Here is a 15654-nt window from a genome sequence, read left to right as displayed (position 1 = left end):
CGCCGCCGGATGCGTCGTGCGATCGACCGGGATCAGCAGGTCCCGGCGCCGCGCGTGTTGACGTAGAGCGCGTAGACCGAATGCGAGGCGGACATCAGCAGCAGGTTGCGCTCGAGGCCGCCGAAGCAGAGGTTGGCGCAGCGCTCGGGCAGGCGGATCCGGCCGATCGGCTTGGCTTGCGGCGACAGGACGAGCACGCCGTCCTCGGCCTCGCTCATGCCCCAGCCGCACCACAGGTTGCCATCGACGTCGACCCGGAATCCGTCCGGCGTCCCCGTGCCGGCGTCGAAGAACACCCGTCCGTTGGCGGCCTTGGTGCCGTTATCGACGATGTGGTAGACGCGGATCAGGCGGTTCGGCTTGGCACGCGCCTCGATGACGTAGAGCTTGGACTCGTCCGGTGAGAAGGCCAGCCCGTTCGGACCCGCGAGCCCCGCCACTGCAAGGCTCGCCTGCCCGCTGGCCGGGTCGATCCGGTAGACGTTGCCCGGAAGCTCCGGAGCCGCCATCGACTCGTGCGGGTTCGGCCCGAAGGCCGGGTCCGTGAACCAGACGGCGCCGTCGGAATGGCAGACCACGTCGTTGGGCGAATTGAGCGGCTTGCCGTCGAACCGATCGAGCAGCGTGGTGATCGATCCGTCATGCTCGGTCCGGGTGAAGCTCCGGGTCTTGTGCTGGCAGGTGACGAGGTGCCCTTGCCGGTCCCGGGTGTTGCCGTTGGCATAGGCGGACGGCTTGCGGAACACCGTGAGCGCGCCGGAGGCCTCGTCCCAGCGCATGATCCGGTCGTTGACCACGTCGCTGAACAGCAGCGCCCCCATGTCGCCGAACCAGACCGGCCCCTCGGCCCAGCGCAGGCCGGTGGCGACCCGCTCCACGGTGGCGGAGGCCAGGCGGTACTTAGCAAAAGCCGGATCGAGCACCTCGACGGCCGGATCGGGCACACGCTGCGACGGCTCCCATCCGGCTCCGGCAGCCCGCGCGGCTCCAAGCAGGGCCGCACCTGCGAGCAGGCCCCTGCGTGCGATCGTGGCCATATACCCTCTCTCTCCGTTTCCGCCGCCGGCGCTTGCCGGCAGCGTGCAGGCCGCTGTGCCGATGGGCTTCCTTGCGCCGGGCTGGGATCGCGGGCGGCGGGTTGGCGTCAATGGATCTCGGGTTCGGGAATGCCGCCGGCGCCCTCCAGGAAATCGAAGTCGCAGCCCTCGTGCGCCTGCCGGACGTGCTGGGCGAACAGGCGGTTGTAACCCCGTGGATAGGCCCGGTTCGGCGGTACGAACGCGGCCACGCGCGCGGCGATCTCGGCTTCGTCGATGTGCAGGTGAATGCGCCGCTCGGCTACGTCGACCGTGATGCGGTCGCCGTTGCGCACCGCCGCCAGCGGCCCGCCGACCGCCGATTCCGGGGAGACGTGCAGGATGCAGGCACCGTAGCTGGTGCCGCTCATGCGCGCGTCCGAGATCCGCAGCATGTCGCGCACACCCTGTCGGAGCAGCACCTTCGGGATCGGCAGCATTCCCCATTCCGGCATGCCGGGGCCGCCGACCGGGCCGGCGTTGCGCAGGACCATGATGTGGTCCGGGGTGACGTCGAGGTCGAGGTCGTTCACCGCCGCGCTCATGGCGTCGTAATCGTCGAACACCAGGGCCGGGCCGGTATGCTTGAGGAAGCGCGGGTCCGCGGCCGGCGGCTTGATCACGCAGCCATGCGGCGCAAGGTTGCCGTACAGGATCGCGGTGCCGCCGGTCGTCACGATCGGCTTGTCCAGCGGGCGGATCACGTCGTCGTTGTAGACGCTCATGCCGGCGAGCCCGTCGCCGACCGTACCGCCCGTGACCGAGCGGGCGTCGAGGTGGAGGAGGGGGGACAGCCGCACCATCAGCGCCCGGATGCCGCCGGCGATGTGGAAATCCTCCATCAGCCACTGGCCCGAGGGCCGCAGGTTGGCGATCACCGGCACCTTCTGGGCGAACTCGTCGAACTCCGCGAGCTTGATCGGGATCCCGGCCCGCCCGGCCATCGCCACCAGATGGATCATCGCGTTGGTCGAGCCGGCCAGCGCGTTGTGGACCACCAGGGCGTTGTCGATCGAGCGCCGGTCGAGGATGTCGGACGGCTTCAGGTCCTCCCAGATCATCTCGACGATGCGCCGGCCGCAGGCGCTGGCCATGCGGGGGTGATCGGCGTCGGCCGCCGGGATCGAGGCCGAGCCCGGAAGCGACAGGCCGAGAGCCTCGGTGATCGACGTCATCGTCGAGGCCGTGCCCATGGTCATGCAGGTTCCCGCCGAGCGGGCGATGCCCGCCTCCATGTCGTTCCACTGCTGCGTGGTGATGGCGCCGGCTTCCTTCTCGGCCCAGTACTTCCACACGTCGGAGCCCGAGCCGAGGATCGTGCCGCCGGAATGCCCGCGCATCATCGGCCCGGCCGGCAGGAAGATCATCGGCAGGTTCATGGAGATGCCGCCCATCACCGTGCCGGGCGTGGTCTTGTCGCAACCGCCCATCAGCACCGCCCCGTCGACCGGGTGCTGACGCAGCAGTTCCTCCACCTCCATGGCCAGGAGGTTTCGGTAGAGCATCGTAGTCGGCTTGACGAAATTTTCGGACAAGGAGAGCGCCGGGAGTTCGATCGGGAACCCGCCCGCCTGCCACACGCCGCGCTTCACGTGCTCGACGCGCTCGCGGAAGTGGAGGTGGCAGGGATTGATGTCGCTCCAGGTATTGATGATCCCAACGATCGGCTTGTCACTGAAATCGGCGCGCTCGTAGCCCATCTGAAGCATGCGCGATCGGTGACCGAAGCTGCGCAGGTCGGTGGCGCCGAACCAGCGCTGGCTGCGCAGATCGCCGAGGTCTTTCTTGCGTGCAGTCATTCAGACGGTCTCCGGTCTCGCGCGTTCGGTTGCGGCAACGACCGGCGGTCCCGCGGCGGTTCCCGGATCCGCCGAGGATGCGATGGGCCGAACCGCCAGAAGGGTAATCGTCGCAGAGGCGCACGCACAGGCTGCCAGGAAGTACAGCCCGTCCTCGTAGGTGCCCGTCGCGTCTTTCAGCCAGCCAAGGACATAGGGGCCGACGAAGCCGCCGAGATTGCCGATCGCATTGATCAGCGCGATGCCCCCGGCCGCAGCCGGTCCCGACAGGAACTCCCCCGGCATTGCCCAGAAGGCCGGCTTTGTCCCGTAGAGGCCGATTGCGGCCACCGACATCGCCGTGAGCGCCCAGAGGCTGCCCAGCATCGGCCCCGCCGTGACGAGGCCGAGCACGGCGATCAGGCCGGCAACCACGAAGTGCCAGCGGCGCTCGTCGCGCCGATCCGACGACCAGCTCCAGGCGACCATGCCGACGGTGCCGACGACATAGGGAACCGCCGTTGCGAGGCCGGTTTCCCAGTCGGTGAGCTTCAAGCCCTTGAGGATCGGCGGCAGGAAGAAGGTGATGCCGTAGGTCGCCGTACCGATGAAGAAGTAGATCGACGCGAGCGCCAGAACCCGGCGGTCGGTCAGGGCTTGCCTGAGCGTGAAATGCCCATGCCTCCCGACCGTGCTCCGGCGCTCGGCCTCCAGCGTGTCCTCCAGCCAGATCCGCTCATCGGGTGCGAGCCAGGCGGCCCTGGCGGGCCGATCGGTCATCAGCGCGAGCACGGCGAAGGCCAGAAGGATCGACGGCACCGCTTCCAGCACGAACAGCCACTGCCAGCCGTACAGGCCGAGCGCGCCATCGAGCTGGAGGAGCGCCCCGGAGATCACCGCCGTCAGGGCGTTCGAGCCCGGCACCGCCAGGAACAGGGCCGCGACGACCCGGGCCCTGTATCGGCGGGGAAACCAGTAGGTGAAGTACAGGATCATACCGGGGAAGAAGCCGGCCTCCGCGACCCCGAGCAGGAAGCGCATCACCAGAAAGCTCACCGGCCCGGTGATGAACGCCATGCTGCCCGCGACCAGGCCCCAGGTGACCATGATCCGGGCGATCCAGAGCCGCGCTCCGTTGCGTTCCAAGAGGATGTTGCTCGGCACCTCGAAGATGACGTAGCCGAGGAAGAAGATCCCCGCGCCCCATCCGTAGAGGGTCGCGGAGAAGCCGAACTGCAGGTTCAGGCCGAATGAGGCGAAGCCGACATTGGTGCGGTCCATGTAGGCGACGAAATAGATCACCACAATCAGCGGCAGAATTCGCCAAGCGACCTTGCCGACCGTTCGCTTCTCTATCTCCGTCTGCGCCGCGATAGCTGGTATGCCCCCCGACATAGCCGCTCTCCTGACCCCGAGTTTTCGTTTTCGCCGGCGACGCGCCGGTGCGTATCGGGCCCCGTCAGCGCCCGGTCTGCTTCCGCCACGCGGCGAAGTCGGCGAGACTCTGCTCGTCGGTGGCTGGGTAGAGGCCGAGGATCGAGCGCCCCTTGCGGACCTCTTCGGTGACGAAATCCTCGTAGGCGGTCATCTCCACCGCCTCGTCGGCAACCTCGTCGGCGAGATGGGCCGGGATCACCGCCACGCCGTCGCCGTCGCCCACGATCACGTCGCCCGGAAAGACCGGGGCGTCGCCGCAGCCGATCGGCACGTTGATGTCGATGGCCTGGTGATGGGTGAGGTTCGTCGGCGCCGAGGGACGCACGTGGTAGCTCGGCATGTCGAGCTGGGCGATCTCGTCTGCATCGCGGAAGCCGCCGTCTGTGACGAGCCCGGCGCAGCCCCGCACCATCAGCCGAGTCGCCAGGATCGAGCCGGCCGAGGCCGCCCGGGCATCCTTGCGGCTGTCGATCACGAACACGGCGCCGGGCGGGCACTCCTCCACCGCCTTGCGCTGCGGATGCGCGCGGTCGCGGAACACCGTGATCGGGTTCAGGTCCTCGCGGGCGGGCATGTAGCGCAGGGTGAACGCCTCGCCGACCATCGTGCCGCCGCCGGCCTTCAGCGGGCGCACGCCCTGGATCATCTGATTGCGCAGGCCGCGCTTGAACAACGCGGTCATCAGCGTCGCCGTGCTGACGGTCTTGAGCTTGTCGCGCGTCGCAGAGGACAGCCCGGCCATCCGCATCCCTCCCCTTGAAGGCGGTCGCCATCGAGCCCGGATCGTCGAGGATCCGGTCGGCGCGGATGCGCCCTGGGCGACTCCTGATATCTCAGTGCTTGAGTAGGGCGCCGACTGGAGCCATTGTCAACAGAAGCAAGCCAAGGCTTCGAGAGGGAATCGGGTTGGGGGATGCGAGGAGCTTGACGGCAAGCCCCGACGCGCGCGCGATCGCGACCGACGCGGGACGGACGCGGTCCCTCGCCGAGACCGCCTACGACGCCATCGAGCAGATGATCATCAGCCGCCGCCTCGCACCGGGCGCGATGGTGTCGGAGGGCGAACTCGGCGCGGAACTGGCGCTCGGGCGCACCCCGGTCCGCGAGGCGCTGGCGCGGCTCAAGACGATCGGCTTCGTCGAGGTCCATCCGCGCCGCGGCGTGCTCGTCACCCCAGTCGACGTCATCCGCCACCTCGAATTGCTGGAGGTCCGGCGCCCGCTGGACGAGACGATGGCCCGCTGCATCATCGTCCGCGCCTCCGACAACGACCTGGACGCCCTGCAGCGTCATACCGAGGGCTTGCTCGTGGCCGCGGGTGCCCGGGATCGCGAGGTCTACTTCCGCCTCAAGCGCACCCTGCACGAGGCGATGGTCGGAGCGGCCTACAACCAGACGCTGACCAGCACGATGGTTCCGCTCCACGCCCAGTCCCGGCGGTTCTGGTACAGCCACGAGCCCACCGCCAGTTTCCAAGACTGCGCCGGAATCCACGCTACGATCGTGGCCGGCATCGCCGCCCGAAACGCCGAGCGGGCCCTTGCCGGAATCGCGACCCTGTTCGATCTCCTCGATCAGATGACGCGACGGGCCCTCGACCGACGGCCTCTGGTCTGACAGGTTGACCGGGCCACCCGCAGCCCTACCCTGAGGCTGACATATCAGTCGCATCCCAGGACACGGCATCGGTAAGGCGCACGGCCGCAACAGGCCGGCCGCCCCTGGAGACCTCCTCCGGGCGGCATCATCGCCAGGGAGAAACGGCTTGAGCGGATTGCCCCCACGCACCGGTGCGCAGGTGCTCGTCGATCAGTTGCTCGTCCAGGGCATCGAGCGGGTGACCTGCGTCCCCGGCGAGAGCTACCTCGCGGTGCTCGACGCCCTGCGCGACAGCGGCATCGACGTGCTCGTGTGCCGGCAGGAGGGCGGCGCCGCGATCATGGCGGAAGCCGCCGGCAAGCTCACCGGCCGTCCGGGCATCTGCTTCGTCACCCGCGGCCCCGGAGCCACCAACGCCTCGGCGGGCGTCCACATCGCGCGCCAGGATTCGACGCCGATGATCCTGTTCGTCGGGCAGATCGGCCGGGCGATGCGGGGCCGGGAGGCGTTCCAGGAAGTCGATTACCGCCAGATGTTCGGTGGGCTGGCCAAGTGGGCGGTGGAGATCGACGACGCAGCCCGCATCCCGGAGATCCTCGCGCGGGCCTTCCGGGTCGCGCTGCAGGGCCGCCCCGGGCCGGTGGTGATCGCCCTCCCGGAGGACATGCTCGACGATGTGGCGGCGGTCGCCGACGCGCCGCGGGTGGTTCCGGCCGAGCCCGCCCCGTCGCCTGAGGATGTCGAGCGGTTGCGCACCCTGCTGGCCGCGGCGCGGCGACCGGTCGTGCTGCTCGGCGGCGCACGCTGGACGGAGGCCGCCCGCACCGCCCTGGCCGCCTGGGCCGAGAGCCACGACGTGCCGGTGGCGGTCTCGTTCCGGCGGGCCAACCTGTTCGATGCCGACCACCCGAACTTCGCCGGCGAACTCGGGATCGGACCGAACCCGGACCTCCTGGCCCTCATCCAGGCGTCAGACCTGCTGCTCATGGTCGGCGGGCGTCTCTCCGAGATGCCGGCCCAGTCCTACGGGCTGCTCGGCATCCCCAATCCCGGGCTGCCGCTGGTCCACGTCCATCCCGATCCGGAGGAGCTCGGCCGGGTCTATCAGCCAGCCCTGGCGATCCAGGCGAGCCCGGGGGCGTTCTGCGCCGCCCTGCCGCGCTACGACGCGCCGGGGGCAGGGCGCGCCGCCGAGGCACACGCCTCCTACCGCGCCTGGTCGGAGGCGCCGGAACCCAAGCCCGGGGCGTTCCAGTACGGCCAGGCGATCACCTGGCTGCGGGAGCGGCTGCCGCGCGATGCGGTGATCTGCAACGGCGCCGGCAACTTCGCCACCTGGATCCATCGCTACTACCGGTTCCGCGCGTTCGGCACGCAGCTCGCCCCGACCTCGGGGTCGATGGGCTACGGCCTGCCCGCCGCCGTGATGGCCAAGCGCAGCACGCCTGAGCGGATCGTCGTGACGCTCGCGGGTGACGGCGACGTGATGATGACCGTGCAGGAATTCGCCACCGCCGTGCAGTACGGCATCACGATCGTCGTCGTGGTCCTGGACAATGGCATGTACGGCACGATCCGGATGCACCAGGAGCGCGAGTATCCCGGGCGGGTCTCCGCGACCGAACTGCGCAATCCGGATTTCGCCGCCCTGGCCCGCTCCTGCGGCGGCCATGGCGAGCGCGTCGAGCGCACCGAAGAGTTCGCCCCCGCCTTCGAGCGCAGCCTCGCCGCCGGCCTGCCGGCGATGATCCACTGCCTCGTCGACCCGGAGGCGCTGACACCGACCATGACCTTAGCAGCGATCCGCGCGAAGGCCCTGGCGGCACGCGAGGGCTGAGAGGCCTCGTCTCACCGACCCGGTGCGGAGCGTCCGCACCCGTTTCGAACAGGAGTCGATTATGACCGTGCGTGGCGAGAACCTGATCGGCGCTCAGGCCCAGCGAGGCACGCAGGCCGCGTTCCAGGCCGTGGAGGCGGCCACCGGCAACACCCTGGAACCCGATTTCCCCGGCGCGAGCCTCGCCGATCTCGACCGGGTCTGCGCCCTGGCGGATTCCGCCTTCGACACCTACCGCGAGACCGCGCCGGAGGCCCGGGCGGCCTTCCTGGAGGCGATCGCCGCCAACATCCTCGACATCGGCGATGATCTCGTCACCCGCTGCATGGCGGAGACCGGGCTGCCCCGGCCCCGGATCGAGGGCGAGCGCGGCCGCACCGTGGGTCAGCTACGCCTGTTTTCCGGAATCCTGCGCGAGGGCAGCGCCTTCCAGATCCGCATCGATCCGGCGCTGCCGGACCGCAAGCCGCTGCCGCGGCCGGACCTGCGCCTGCGGATGCTCGCCGTGGGACCGGTGGCGGTGTTCGGCGCCAGCAACTTCCCGCTCGCCTTCTCGGTGGCCGGCGGCGACACCGCCTCGGCGCTGGCGGCCGGCTGCCCGGTGATCGTCAAGGCGCACCCGGCCCATCCTGGCACCTCCGAGCTGGTCGGCCGGGCGATCCAGCAGGCGGTCGTCGCGAGCGGCCTGCCGGAAGGGGTGTTCTCCCTGCTGTTCGATGCGGGCCAGTCGATCGGGCAGGGGCTGGTGGCCGACCACCGGATCGCCGCGGTCGGCTTCACCGGATCGCGCCGGGGCGGCACCGCCCTGATGGAGATCGCGGCCAAGCGCCCCCGCCCGATCCCGGTCTATGCCGAGATGAGCAGCATCAACCCGGTCCTGCTGTTCCCGGGCGCCTTGGCGACCCGGGGCGAGGCGATCGGGCGGGCCTTCGCGGCCTCGCTGACGCTGGGCGCCGGCCAGTTCTGCACCAACCCGGGCCTGATCCTGGCGGTGCCCGGCCCCGGCCTCGACGCCTTCCTGGCCTCGGCCACGGCCGTCCTGCGGGAGAGCCCGGCCGCGACCATGCTGACCCCCGGCATCCACCGCGCCTATTGCGAGGGCGTCGCGCGCCTGGGCCGCCACGCCGCCGTGACGCAGCTCGCCGAAGGGCCGGACGGCGCGGCCACTCAGGGCCGGGCAGCCCTGTTCGCCACCGATTCGGACGCTTTCCTGGCCGAGCCGGCGCTGCAGGAGGAGATGTTCGGCGCGGCCGCCCTGGTGGTGCGCTGCGCAGACCTCGCCGCGATGCGGGCGGTGCTCGAGCAGCTCGAGGGACAGCTCACGGCGTCCCTGCACATCGCCCCCGAGGATCACGCGGCCGTGCGTGGGCTGCTCCCGCTGCTCGAGCGTCGGGTCGGACGCATCCTGGTCGACGGTTTCGGCACGGGGGTCGAAGTGGCACACGCCATGGTCCATGGCGGCCCGTACCCGGCGACCTCGGACGGGCGCACGACCTCGGTGGGGAGCCTCGCGATCGACCGGTTCCTCCGGCCGGTGAGCTACCAAGACCTCCCCGACGCCCTGCTGCCCGCAGCGCTCCAGGAAGCCAACCCGCTCAACCTCCCGCGCAGGCTCGACGGCACCCTCGAGCGCCGCTGACGGCCCCAGGGCCACGGGGCCAGGCACACAGCTAGCCATCCCCGCGCGCCACAGGCTCGAACCCCGCCGTTCGCGCCCGAACGACCGCTTGCCACGCCGGGGCTGCCCGTCTAGACAGCCCCCGGCCCACGGTGGGGCGTCGCCAAGTGGTAAGGCAGCGGTTTTTGGTACCGCCATTCCCAGGTTCGAATCCTGGCGCCCCAGCCAAATTCCTGTGCTTCTCAGCCGACCGTTGATTCTCCGGCTCTTGTCGGATCCGTCCGGGTTCGCTCGGGAGGTCCGTGGTCCGAGATGGACAAGGAGGTATGCCTCGCCCCGCTCCCGGAGCAGGTTGAGCGCATGACCGCTCGATCCGTCGAGGCTTCAAAACGCGAGCTTCAGACCTCCCACGAGCGTGCGTGGGGCGCCGGCGAAGATCGATCCTGTCGTCCGGGCGAGGATGCCCGCTCCGTTCTGAAGACCGGTCTTGGCGTCGATCGTATCGGCCAGGTTCTGTGCTGAGTTGGTGTAGACCCGATCGAGCAGGTTGCGCATCTCGAGGTAAAGGCTCAGCCGCCGGGCGAAACCCATGTCCGCGCTGCCCGTCATGGCCCGGTCGTAGTGCAGGTTGAGGTTGACGACGGCAAAGCCGGACGCTTTCAGCAGGTTCGCGTTGTCGATGAAGAAGCTGCTCTGGTAGACCGACTCGGCGAACAGGCCCACGCCCGCCCACGGCCCATGCGTCTGCTCGTAGCCGAGCCGGATCAAGGCTGCGTCCGCGGGCACGCCGGGGATGTGGTTGCCGGCACGGTCGAAGCGGGCGGCCCGTGTCCCGGCGCTGAGTCGCTCCACGAAGCTGGTGTAGACTTGGTCGTCGTGGGTGTAAGCCAATGTGGCGCGCCAGCCGTCTGGTGAAATCCAGCGGCCGCCGACCTCGACACCTCGGTGTTCCGAGGCCGGAGCATTGAAGACATAGGGCAGCAGGCCGGCCCCTGGTGACTGCGAGAGCAGTTCGTTGCGGAACAGTTCGTAGAAGCCGGTGACGGACAACTGCAGGTCTGGTGCGGGGGCCCAGTTCACCTCGAGGTCAAATCCCAGGTTTCTCTGGGCCTGAAGCTGCACGTTGTCGCCCGGTTGCCCCGCGGGTGTGATGAACAGGTTGGTCGCCGCAGGCGTCCCGTAGCCGATGGCGGCCCGGGCGCGGATTTGCCATTCGCGAACGGGGCTGAACACCAGCGCCAACTCGGGCGCGACATTCAGGAAGCTGCGATCCACGCGCACGACCGTGCCGACCGTGCCGGCGGCGCTGGTCGAGAAGGCGTTGTTCTGCCCGGTGATGACCGTACGCTCGACGCCGAAACCCGCCACAGCCGTCCAGTGCTCTCCGAGCGCCAGCTCGATCCGCGCCCGCCCGCCGAGATTGTCCTGCACGGTGCGCTGATCGCCGACGAGGGCTCCCAGGCGTGGGCCGCCGTAAGGCACCCTGTTGAAGATAGCCGCGTGGCCGTCGATCGTGTTGTAGGTGAGTGCCGCGTAGCCGACCGCCGGGAGCCCGAACAGCGTATCCTGTCGCCTCAGGTCGGTGAGGAAATTCCAGGCCGGGTACGATCCGCGCGGGGCCGCCGTCGAGAACGGCTGATTGAAGTCTCGCTCATCGAAACCGAGCTGCGTGCGCAGAGTGGTGGACGCGTCGAGGTCGTGCTCCCAGCGCGCGGCCACCACCGAACGCTGGTCGGCGCGCAACAAGGCCGCTTCGCTCGCTGTGACCGACGCCATCGGTCCGAAAGCGCCGTTGACGAAGTAGGCGACCGTCGTGCAGCCCGGCGCAGCGGTCGCGGCTGCCGCGCAGCCGCGCTAGTAGGGGTTGATCCGGTACTGCGCCAGAGACGAGCGGGCCGCGAGGTTCGCGTTGAGCGTGTTGTCGATGACCTTCAAAGTAAAGCGATTGTCCGGGGTCGGGGTATAGTTCGCCAAGAGGTTTATCGTCTGCGTGTCGTAGCTCGAATGATCCTGATAGCCGTTGGCGCGGACATCGCTGGCGAACAGGCTGATCTCGAACGGCCCGCTGGCGTCGCCCACGGTGAAATAGGTGTTGCGGTATCCGAAGCTGCCGGCGTCGGTGCCGATCTCGTAGCCGTCGATCTCGCGGCCGGTCCGGGTCTGGAATGCGATGGCGCCCCCCGTGGCGTAATTGCCGAACAACGCCGATTGCGGTCCGCGGAACACGTCGATGCGGCTGTAGGCATGCGGGTCGGTCAGATCGAAGCGGGAAACACCGTCCGGTTGTGTCAGGGAGAAGCCGTCTTCCACGACGACGATGTTCCTGTTCGTGCCCGTCGACCGGGCATTGCTGCCGCGGATCGACACGATGACGTCGCGGCCTCCCGTCCCCTGACGGACCGTGACGCCGGGACTGTCGATCAGGACCTGTCCGATGTCGGCGGCGGGCCGATACGCAATCGCGCCCAGGTGGGTCATCGTCGCTCCGGCCGACTCGCGGATTGGCCGGGCTCGGTCGTCCAGCCGGGGCCTGGATGCGAAATCGTCGGCGGACGGGTTCGCGTCGCCGACGACGGATAGTTCATCCAGGACGAGGGCACGGGCCGCCGGTGCGGCGCCTGCGCCCGTGCACGGCAGGGAAGCCGCGAGAAGCGCGATGACGCCACAGGCTGCACGGTGGCGGGTCATGGCGTCGGAGAGCCGTCGGTCACGCACATGACGATGTAGGCCTGGAGCGCGCGCCGCCGAAGTGGATACCGGTTCGGCGCCACGGCTCCAGCCGACGTCTCGAGTGGATGCCGGATGGCGAAAGGCGCTGCGCGTGCATCGAGGCACAGTCGATGACACGGGCGTAACATGTGAAAACGGTCAGCACTACGGCCCGAGATTGAGATTGGCCCGATATCGACTTTACCGTCGAGCAGCGACGGTCCGGATCGTACGGTCTTTGCGGGCGGCTTCCTGCGTTCGCCGCGGCGCGGTCGCGGTCTCCGGCGTGGATCCCGCTGCAAGGTCGGCAAGTCAGCGGCTCGAACGCGGGGGACCACGGCTCGCCAATCGCTTACGGTCCGCGGTTGCGAAGTCACCAGATTGTGACCGCGGCTGGCGTGGGGCCTGTTACGGCCGGGTCTGGCAGGTCGGCCGTTCGGGAGGCGCGAAATCAAGGTTGCGCGAGGACGCTGCCGACGCCCTTGCGTCGGGTTGGGCCGCTTGGCATCCCAGGAACCATTCGAACCGTCGCTCGTATCGCAGTGCGGTCGCCGCACCTGGGCGGGGATCTATGGGACCGCTGCGAGCGCGTGCTTGGCCGCGCTCGCAGTCGCGATCCGACCGAGATCCTTGCCTCAACCGTCCGGGAGAGACGCCGATTCATGCCTGTCGAAGCGCTGACCTTTGACGCGCGCGCCGCCACAGACTGCGGCAGCTTCGAAGCGTATCGGCGGCTCTACAGCTCGGGCACCGACGTCACGCGCACCGACGGCTGTTTCCACGCCAGCGTCCGGATCGTGCGAGAGCCCAGGATGATCGTGTTCGATCGTCAGATCAGCGGCCTTCGGCACAGCCGGGACGCCGCGCGCGTCCGACGCGACGGCTTCGACCATTTCGCTCTGCACCTCCTCCTCTCCGGAGAACTGGTGTCGGGTCCGATCGAGGACGAGCGGCGGCTCAGTCCCGGCGAGGTCATGATCGTCGACACCTCGCGGCCGCACCGATCGCAGATGGAGCGCGCCCGGCTCATCTCCGTGCAGTTGGCGCGCGAGCACGTGCGGAGCGTGCTCGGGACCATCGATCACATCCACGGGGCGATCCTGCCGGCGGCCGCGGCCGGGTTGCTCTCCGACTTTCTGGCCTCGTTCGTCCGGCGGGTGGCGACGTTGCCGCCGGACGGCACCGGCCATGCGGCGCGCGCCGTGACGGAGCTCCTGGGCCTCGGCCTCGCCAACCTGCCGATCACGGACCGGGCGCTCTCGCACGAGGCGGCCGACCCCGTGCGTCGAGCGCGGGCGGAAGCGTTCATCGGGGCCCACCTGATGGACGCAGGGCTCGACGTGCAGGCTGTCGCGACCGGAATCGGGATGTCGCGCTCGGCCCTCTACAAGGTTTTCGGCGTGGACGGCGGCATCGCGCGCTACATCCAGCAGCGCCGGCTGGAGGCGGTGCGGAAGGCCCTGCTGCGGCCCGGCGAGGATCGCCCCCTGGCCAGCCTGGCGCATGAGCACGGGTTCGCCAACGAAAGCCATTTCAGCCGCGTCTTCGCGGGTGCCTACGGCGCGCCGCCGGGCCGGTTCCGCACGGAGATCCGGCAGGCCCGTTCGACCGGAGCGAAAGACGGGGTCGCCCCCGACCCGGTCCTCGCGCGCTGGGTCGCCGAGCTGTACTGATGCGGGCCGTCCAGGAGGGAAGCACTCGGCCCGGTCGCGCCTGGCGCGACCGGGATGGACTGCCGCTGGTCCTGCTGCTCGCGGCGGTCCAGCTGGTCGCCTTCGGCGATCGCTTCCTGATCACCCTCGTGGCGCAGCCCCTGAAGGTGGATCTCGGGCTCAGCGATGCGCAACTCGGACTGGTTCAAGGGTCCGCCTTCGCGCTGGTGAACGCGCTCGCCATGCCCGGCATGGGTGTCCTCGCGGATCGCGGCCATCGGCGTGCGCTGCTAGTCGCCAGCCTCGTCGTGTGGGGCGCGGCGACCTTCGCGTGCGGACTCGCAGACACCTTCGTGCTGCTCCTCGGTGCCCGCGCGCTCCTCGGCCTCGGCCAGGCGGCGATCACGCCCGTCGCGCTCTCGCTCCTGTCCGATCGTTTGCCGAGGCATCGGCTCGGACGGGGCATCTCGTGGTTTACGGCCGGCGGAAGCATCGGGCGCAGTTCCGCCCTCCTGCTGGGCGGGACGGTGCTGGCTTGGATGACCCTGAACGGCGGGTTCCGGATTCCCGGGATGGAGGCCGCCCTGCCGCCATGGCGCGCCCTGTTCGTCCTGGCCTGCCTCCCCAACGTCCTGCTGCTCGTCGGCGCCCTCAGCATCGTTGAACCGTCACCCGCGCCGCCAGCGCGCGACGCACGGCTGTGGGCGTGGATGCATCGGCGGCGCGCGCAGTATCTGCCGCTCTTCGGGACCGCCGTCGCGGCCGTCCTGATCGGACAGACGCTGACGGCCTGGATCCCGACCTTCTACGTGCGGGTGCATCATCTCACGCCGGCCGAGAGTGGTATACGGATCGGCCTGCTGGTTCTCGTCGCGGCGCCGGCCGGGCATCTCACGGCCGGCCGGCTGCTCGACCGCTGGCGCGCGCGCGGACGACGCAGGCCCGGATCTCTCATCCTCGCGGCCGCTCTCGCCCTGACGGGTCCCACGGTCGCCGTGACGGCGCTCGCCTCCGACCTGAGCGTGTCCTTGACGGCGTTGACCGCTCTGGTGGCGCTTCTCGGCATGACCAGCGCACCCATATTGGCCAGGCTTCAAATCCTAACACCGAGAGCGTTTCGCGGGCGCGTCAATGCGCTCTTCGTGTCCGGCGTCACGCTGATCGCCTTCGGTCTCGGTCCCGTCCTCGTCGGCGTTCTCAACGATCGTGTCTTCGGCACCGAGGGCGTCGGGCTGGCGATGCTGACCGTCTTCATCCCCGTCTCGGCGCTTGGGTCTGTCCTCGCCCTAGTCGGCGGCACCGTTCGGGCGCCGTCTAGGCCGGACCGTTCGCGGTAGCCCTATCTCGGATCGGACCGGCGACGCTGTCGAGGCCGGGTCCCTTTCAGGCCCCGACCCGCCAGCGTTTGTCTCGGTGTCCCGTTCTTTTGTCCTGCCGTTTTTCCCGGCTCAATTGGTTAGCTTGGCGGGTTACAGTGTCTGTAAGGGCACTGCGGACCTGTGCATAACCGCCTATGCGGTCATTGCATCGTCTTTGGTTTCATATGCGGCCAGACATCGTGTTTAAATTACAGATCAAGTCTTCAACCACAAAGATCCGGTGCGCCCCTTTCGTCCTGGAGACCCAGGTCTTCGACGAGGCGATGAGCGTCGCCGACCGGGTCGCTGCAGCGTGCCGTAAGACCGGGGCCGCCCGTTGCGATTCCACCTGGGACTGGGTCGTGGAGATCATCGGGGAGACCGGCGGCATTTTCTATTGTGCACCGGTGGCTCAAGCGTGATCGCGCCCAGCATACGGCAGATCGGTGTGATCGGTCATCGAGGCGTAGCTTCGATCCCGTCGGCCGATGTCTCAGTGCGCGCGACGGGCCGCGTGCCGAACCTTGCCGGCATCGGGCTTCACGCCGCCCGTAGCCCGAGCGATCAGGGATATGGCGTGGCGCTGACGC

Annotated in this window: 9 protein-coding genes, 1 tRNA gene and 1 pseudogene; 6 read left to right on the top strand and 5 right to left on the bottom strand. The window is 69.2% G+C overall.

Annotation, left to right across the window (positions count from 1 at the left end):
- Window positions 1-32: 32 nt before the first annotated feature.
- The 4 genes from FVA80_RS11055 to FVA80_RS11040 form a co-directional block, all read right to left on the bottom strand.
- The gene (locus FVA80_RS11055; RefSeq protein WP_147906975.1) at window positions 33-1037 is read right to left on the bottom strand and encodes an SMP-30/gluconolactonase/LRE family protein; all 1005 of its coding nucleotides are present in this window, start codon (window positions 1035-1037) and stop codon (window positions 33-35) included.
- Between the two features lie 107 nt (window positions 1038-1144).
- A complete protein-coding gene (gene araD / locus FVA80_RS11050) occupies window positions 1145-2875 on the bottom strand; it encodes an L-arabinonate dehydratase (RefSeq protein WP_147906976.1) in 1731 nt (576 codons plus the stop codon).
- Window positions 2876-4249, bottom strand: coding sequence for an MFS transporter (locus tag FVA80_RS11045; RefSeq protein WP_147906977.1), 1374 nt, complete (start codon window positions 4247-4249; stop codon window positions 2876-2878).
- A gap of 64 nt (window positions 4250-4313) precedes the next feature.
- Complete coding sequence (locus tag FVA80_RS11040; RefSeq protein WP_147906978.1) at window positions 4314-5033, bottom strand: ribonuclease activity regulator RraA; 720 nt, start codon at window positions 5031-5033, stop codon at window positions 4314-4316.
- Between the two features lie 182 nt (window positions 5034-5215).
- Between FVA80_RS11040 and FVA80_RS11035 the strand changes: the two genes are divergently transcribed.
- The 4 genes from FVA80_RS11035 (at window position 5216) to FVA80_RS11020 (ending at window position 9573) form a co-directional block, all read left to right on the top strand.
- The gene (locus tag FVA80_RS11035) at window positions 5216-5908 is read left to right on the top strand and encodes a GntR family transcriptional regulator (RefSeq protein WP_246692361.1); all 693 of its coding nucleotides are present in this window, start codon (window positions 5216-5218) and stop codon (window positions 5906-5908) included.
- Between the two features lie 148 nt (window positions 5909-6056).
- The gene (locus FVA80_RS11030; protein ID WP_147906980.1) at window positions 6057-7727 is read left to right on the top strand and encodes a thiamine pyrophosphate-binding protein; all 1671 of its coding nucleotides are present in this window, start codon (window positions 6057-6059) and stop codon (window positions 7725-7727) included.
- A 61-nt stretch (window positions 7728-7788) separates the two neighbouring features.
- The gene (locus FVA80_RS11025) at window positions 7789-9366 is read left to right on the top strand and encodes an aldehyde dehydrogenase (NADP(+)) (protein ID WP_147906981.1); all 1578 of its coding nucleotides are present in this window, start codon (window positions 7789-7791) and stop codon (window positions 9364-9366) included.
- A 132-nt stretch (window positions 9367-9498) separates the two neighbouring features.
- A tRNA-Gln gene (locus FVA80_RS11020) sits at window positions 9499-9573 on the top strand.
- A gap of 156 nt (window positions 9574-9729) precedes the next feature.
- Here FVA80_RS11020 and FVA80_RS11015 read toward each other — a convergent pair.
- Window positions 9730-12033: pseudogene (locus FVA80_RS11015) on the bottom strand (TonB-dependent receptor).
- Between the two features lie 503 nt (window positions 12034-12536).
- Here FVA80_RS11015 and FVA80_RS11010 point away from each other — a divergent pair.
- Entirely contained in the window at window positions 12537-13727 is a 1191-nt protein-coding gene (locus FVA80_RS11010; RefSeq protein WP_147906982.1) for a helix-turn-helix domain-containing protein, read from the top strand.
- A complete protein-coding gene (locus FVA80_RS11005; protein WP_147906983.1) occupies window positions 13727-15043 on the top strand; it encodes an MFS transporter in 1317 nt (438 codons plus the stop codon). Before FVA80_RS11010 ends, FVA80_RS11005 begins: the two co-directional genes overlap by 1 nt.
- Window positions 15044-15654: the final 611 nt, after the last annotated feature.

Origin of the sequence: Methylobacterium sp. WL1, from assembly GCF_008000895.1 — a bacterium.
GTDB lineage: Bacteria > Pseudomonadota > Alphaproteobacteria > Rhizobiales > Beijerinckiaceae > Methylobacterium.
This window is presented reverse-complemented; position numbering and strand designations above follow the sequence as displayed.

Excerpts from the sequence above, each read along its gene's own strand:
- FVA80_RS11025 (WP_147906981.1), top strand. The coding sequence starts at position 7,789 with ATGACCGTGCGTGGCGAGAACCTGATCGGCGCTCAGGCCCAGCGAGGC.
- FVA80_RS11055 (WP_147906975.1), bottom strand. The coding sequence starts at position 1,037 with ATGGCCACGATCGCACGCAGGGGCCTGCTCGCAGGTGCGGCCCTGCTT.
- FVA80_RS11005 (WP_147906983.1), top strand. The coding sequence starts at position 13,727 with ATGCGGGCCGTCCAGGAGGGAAGCACTCGGCCCGGTCGCGCCTGGCGC.
- FVA80_RS11045 (WP_147906977.1), bottom strand. The coding sequence starts at position 4,249 with ATGTCGGGGGGCATACCAGCTATCGCGGCGCAGACGGAGATAGAGAAG.
- FVA80_RS11040 (WP_147906978.1), bottom strand. The coding sequence starts at position 5,033 with ATGGCCGGGCTGTCCTCTGCGACGCGCGACAAGCTCAAGACCGTCAGC.
- araD (WP_147906976.1), bottom strand. The coding sequence starts at position 2,875 with ATGACTGCACGCAAGAAAGACCTCGGCGATCTGCGCAGCCAGCGCTGG.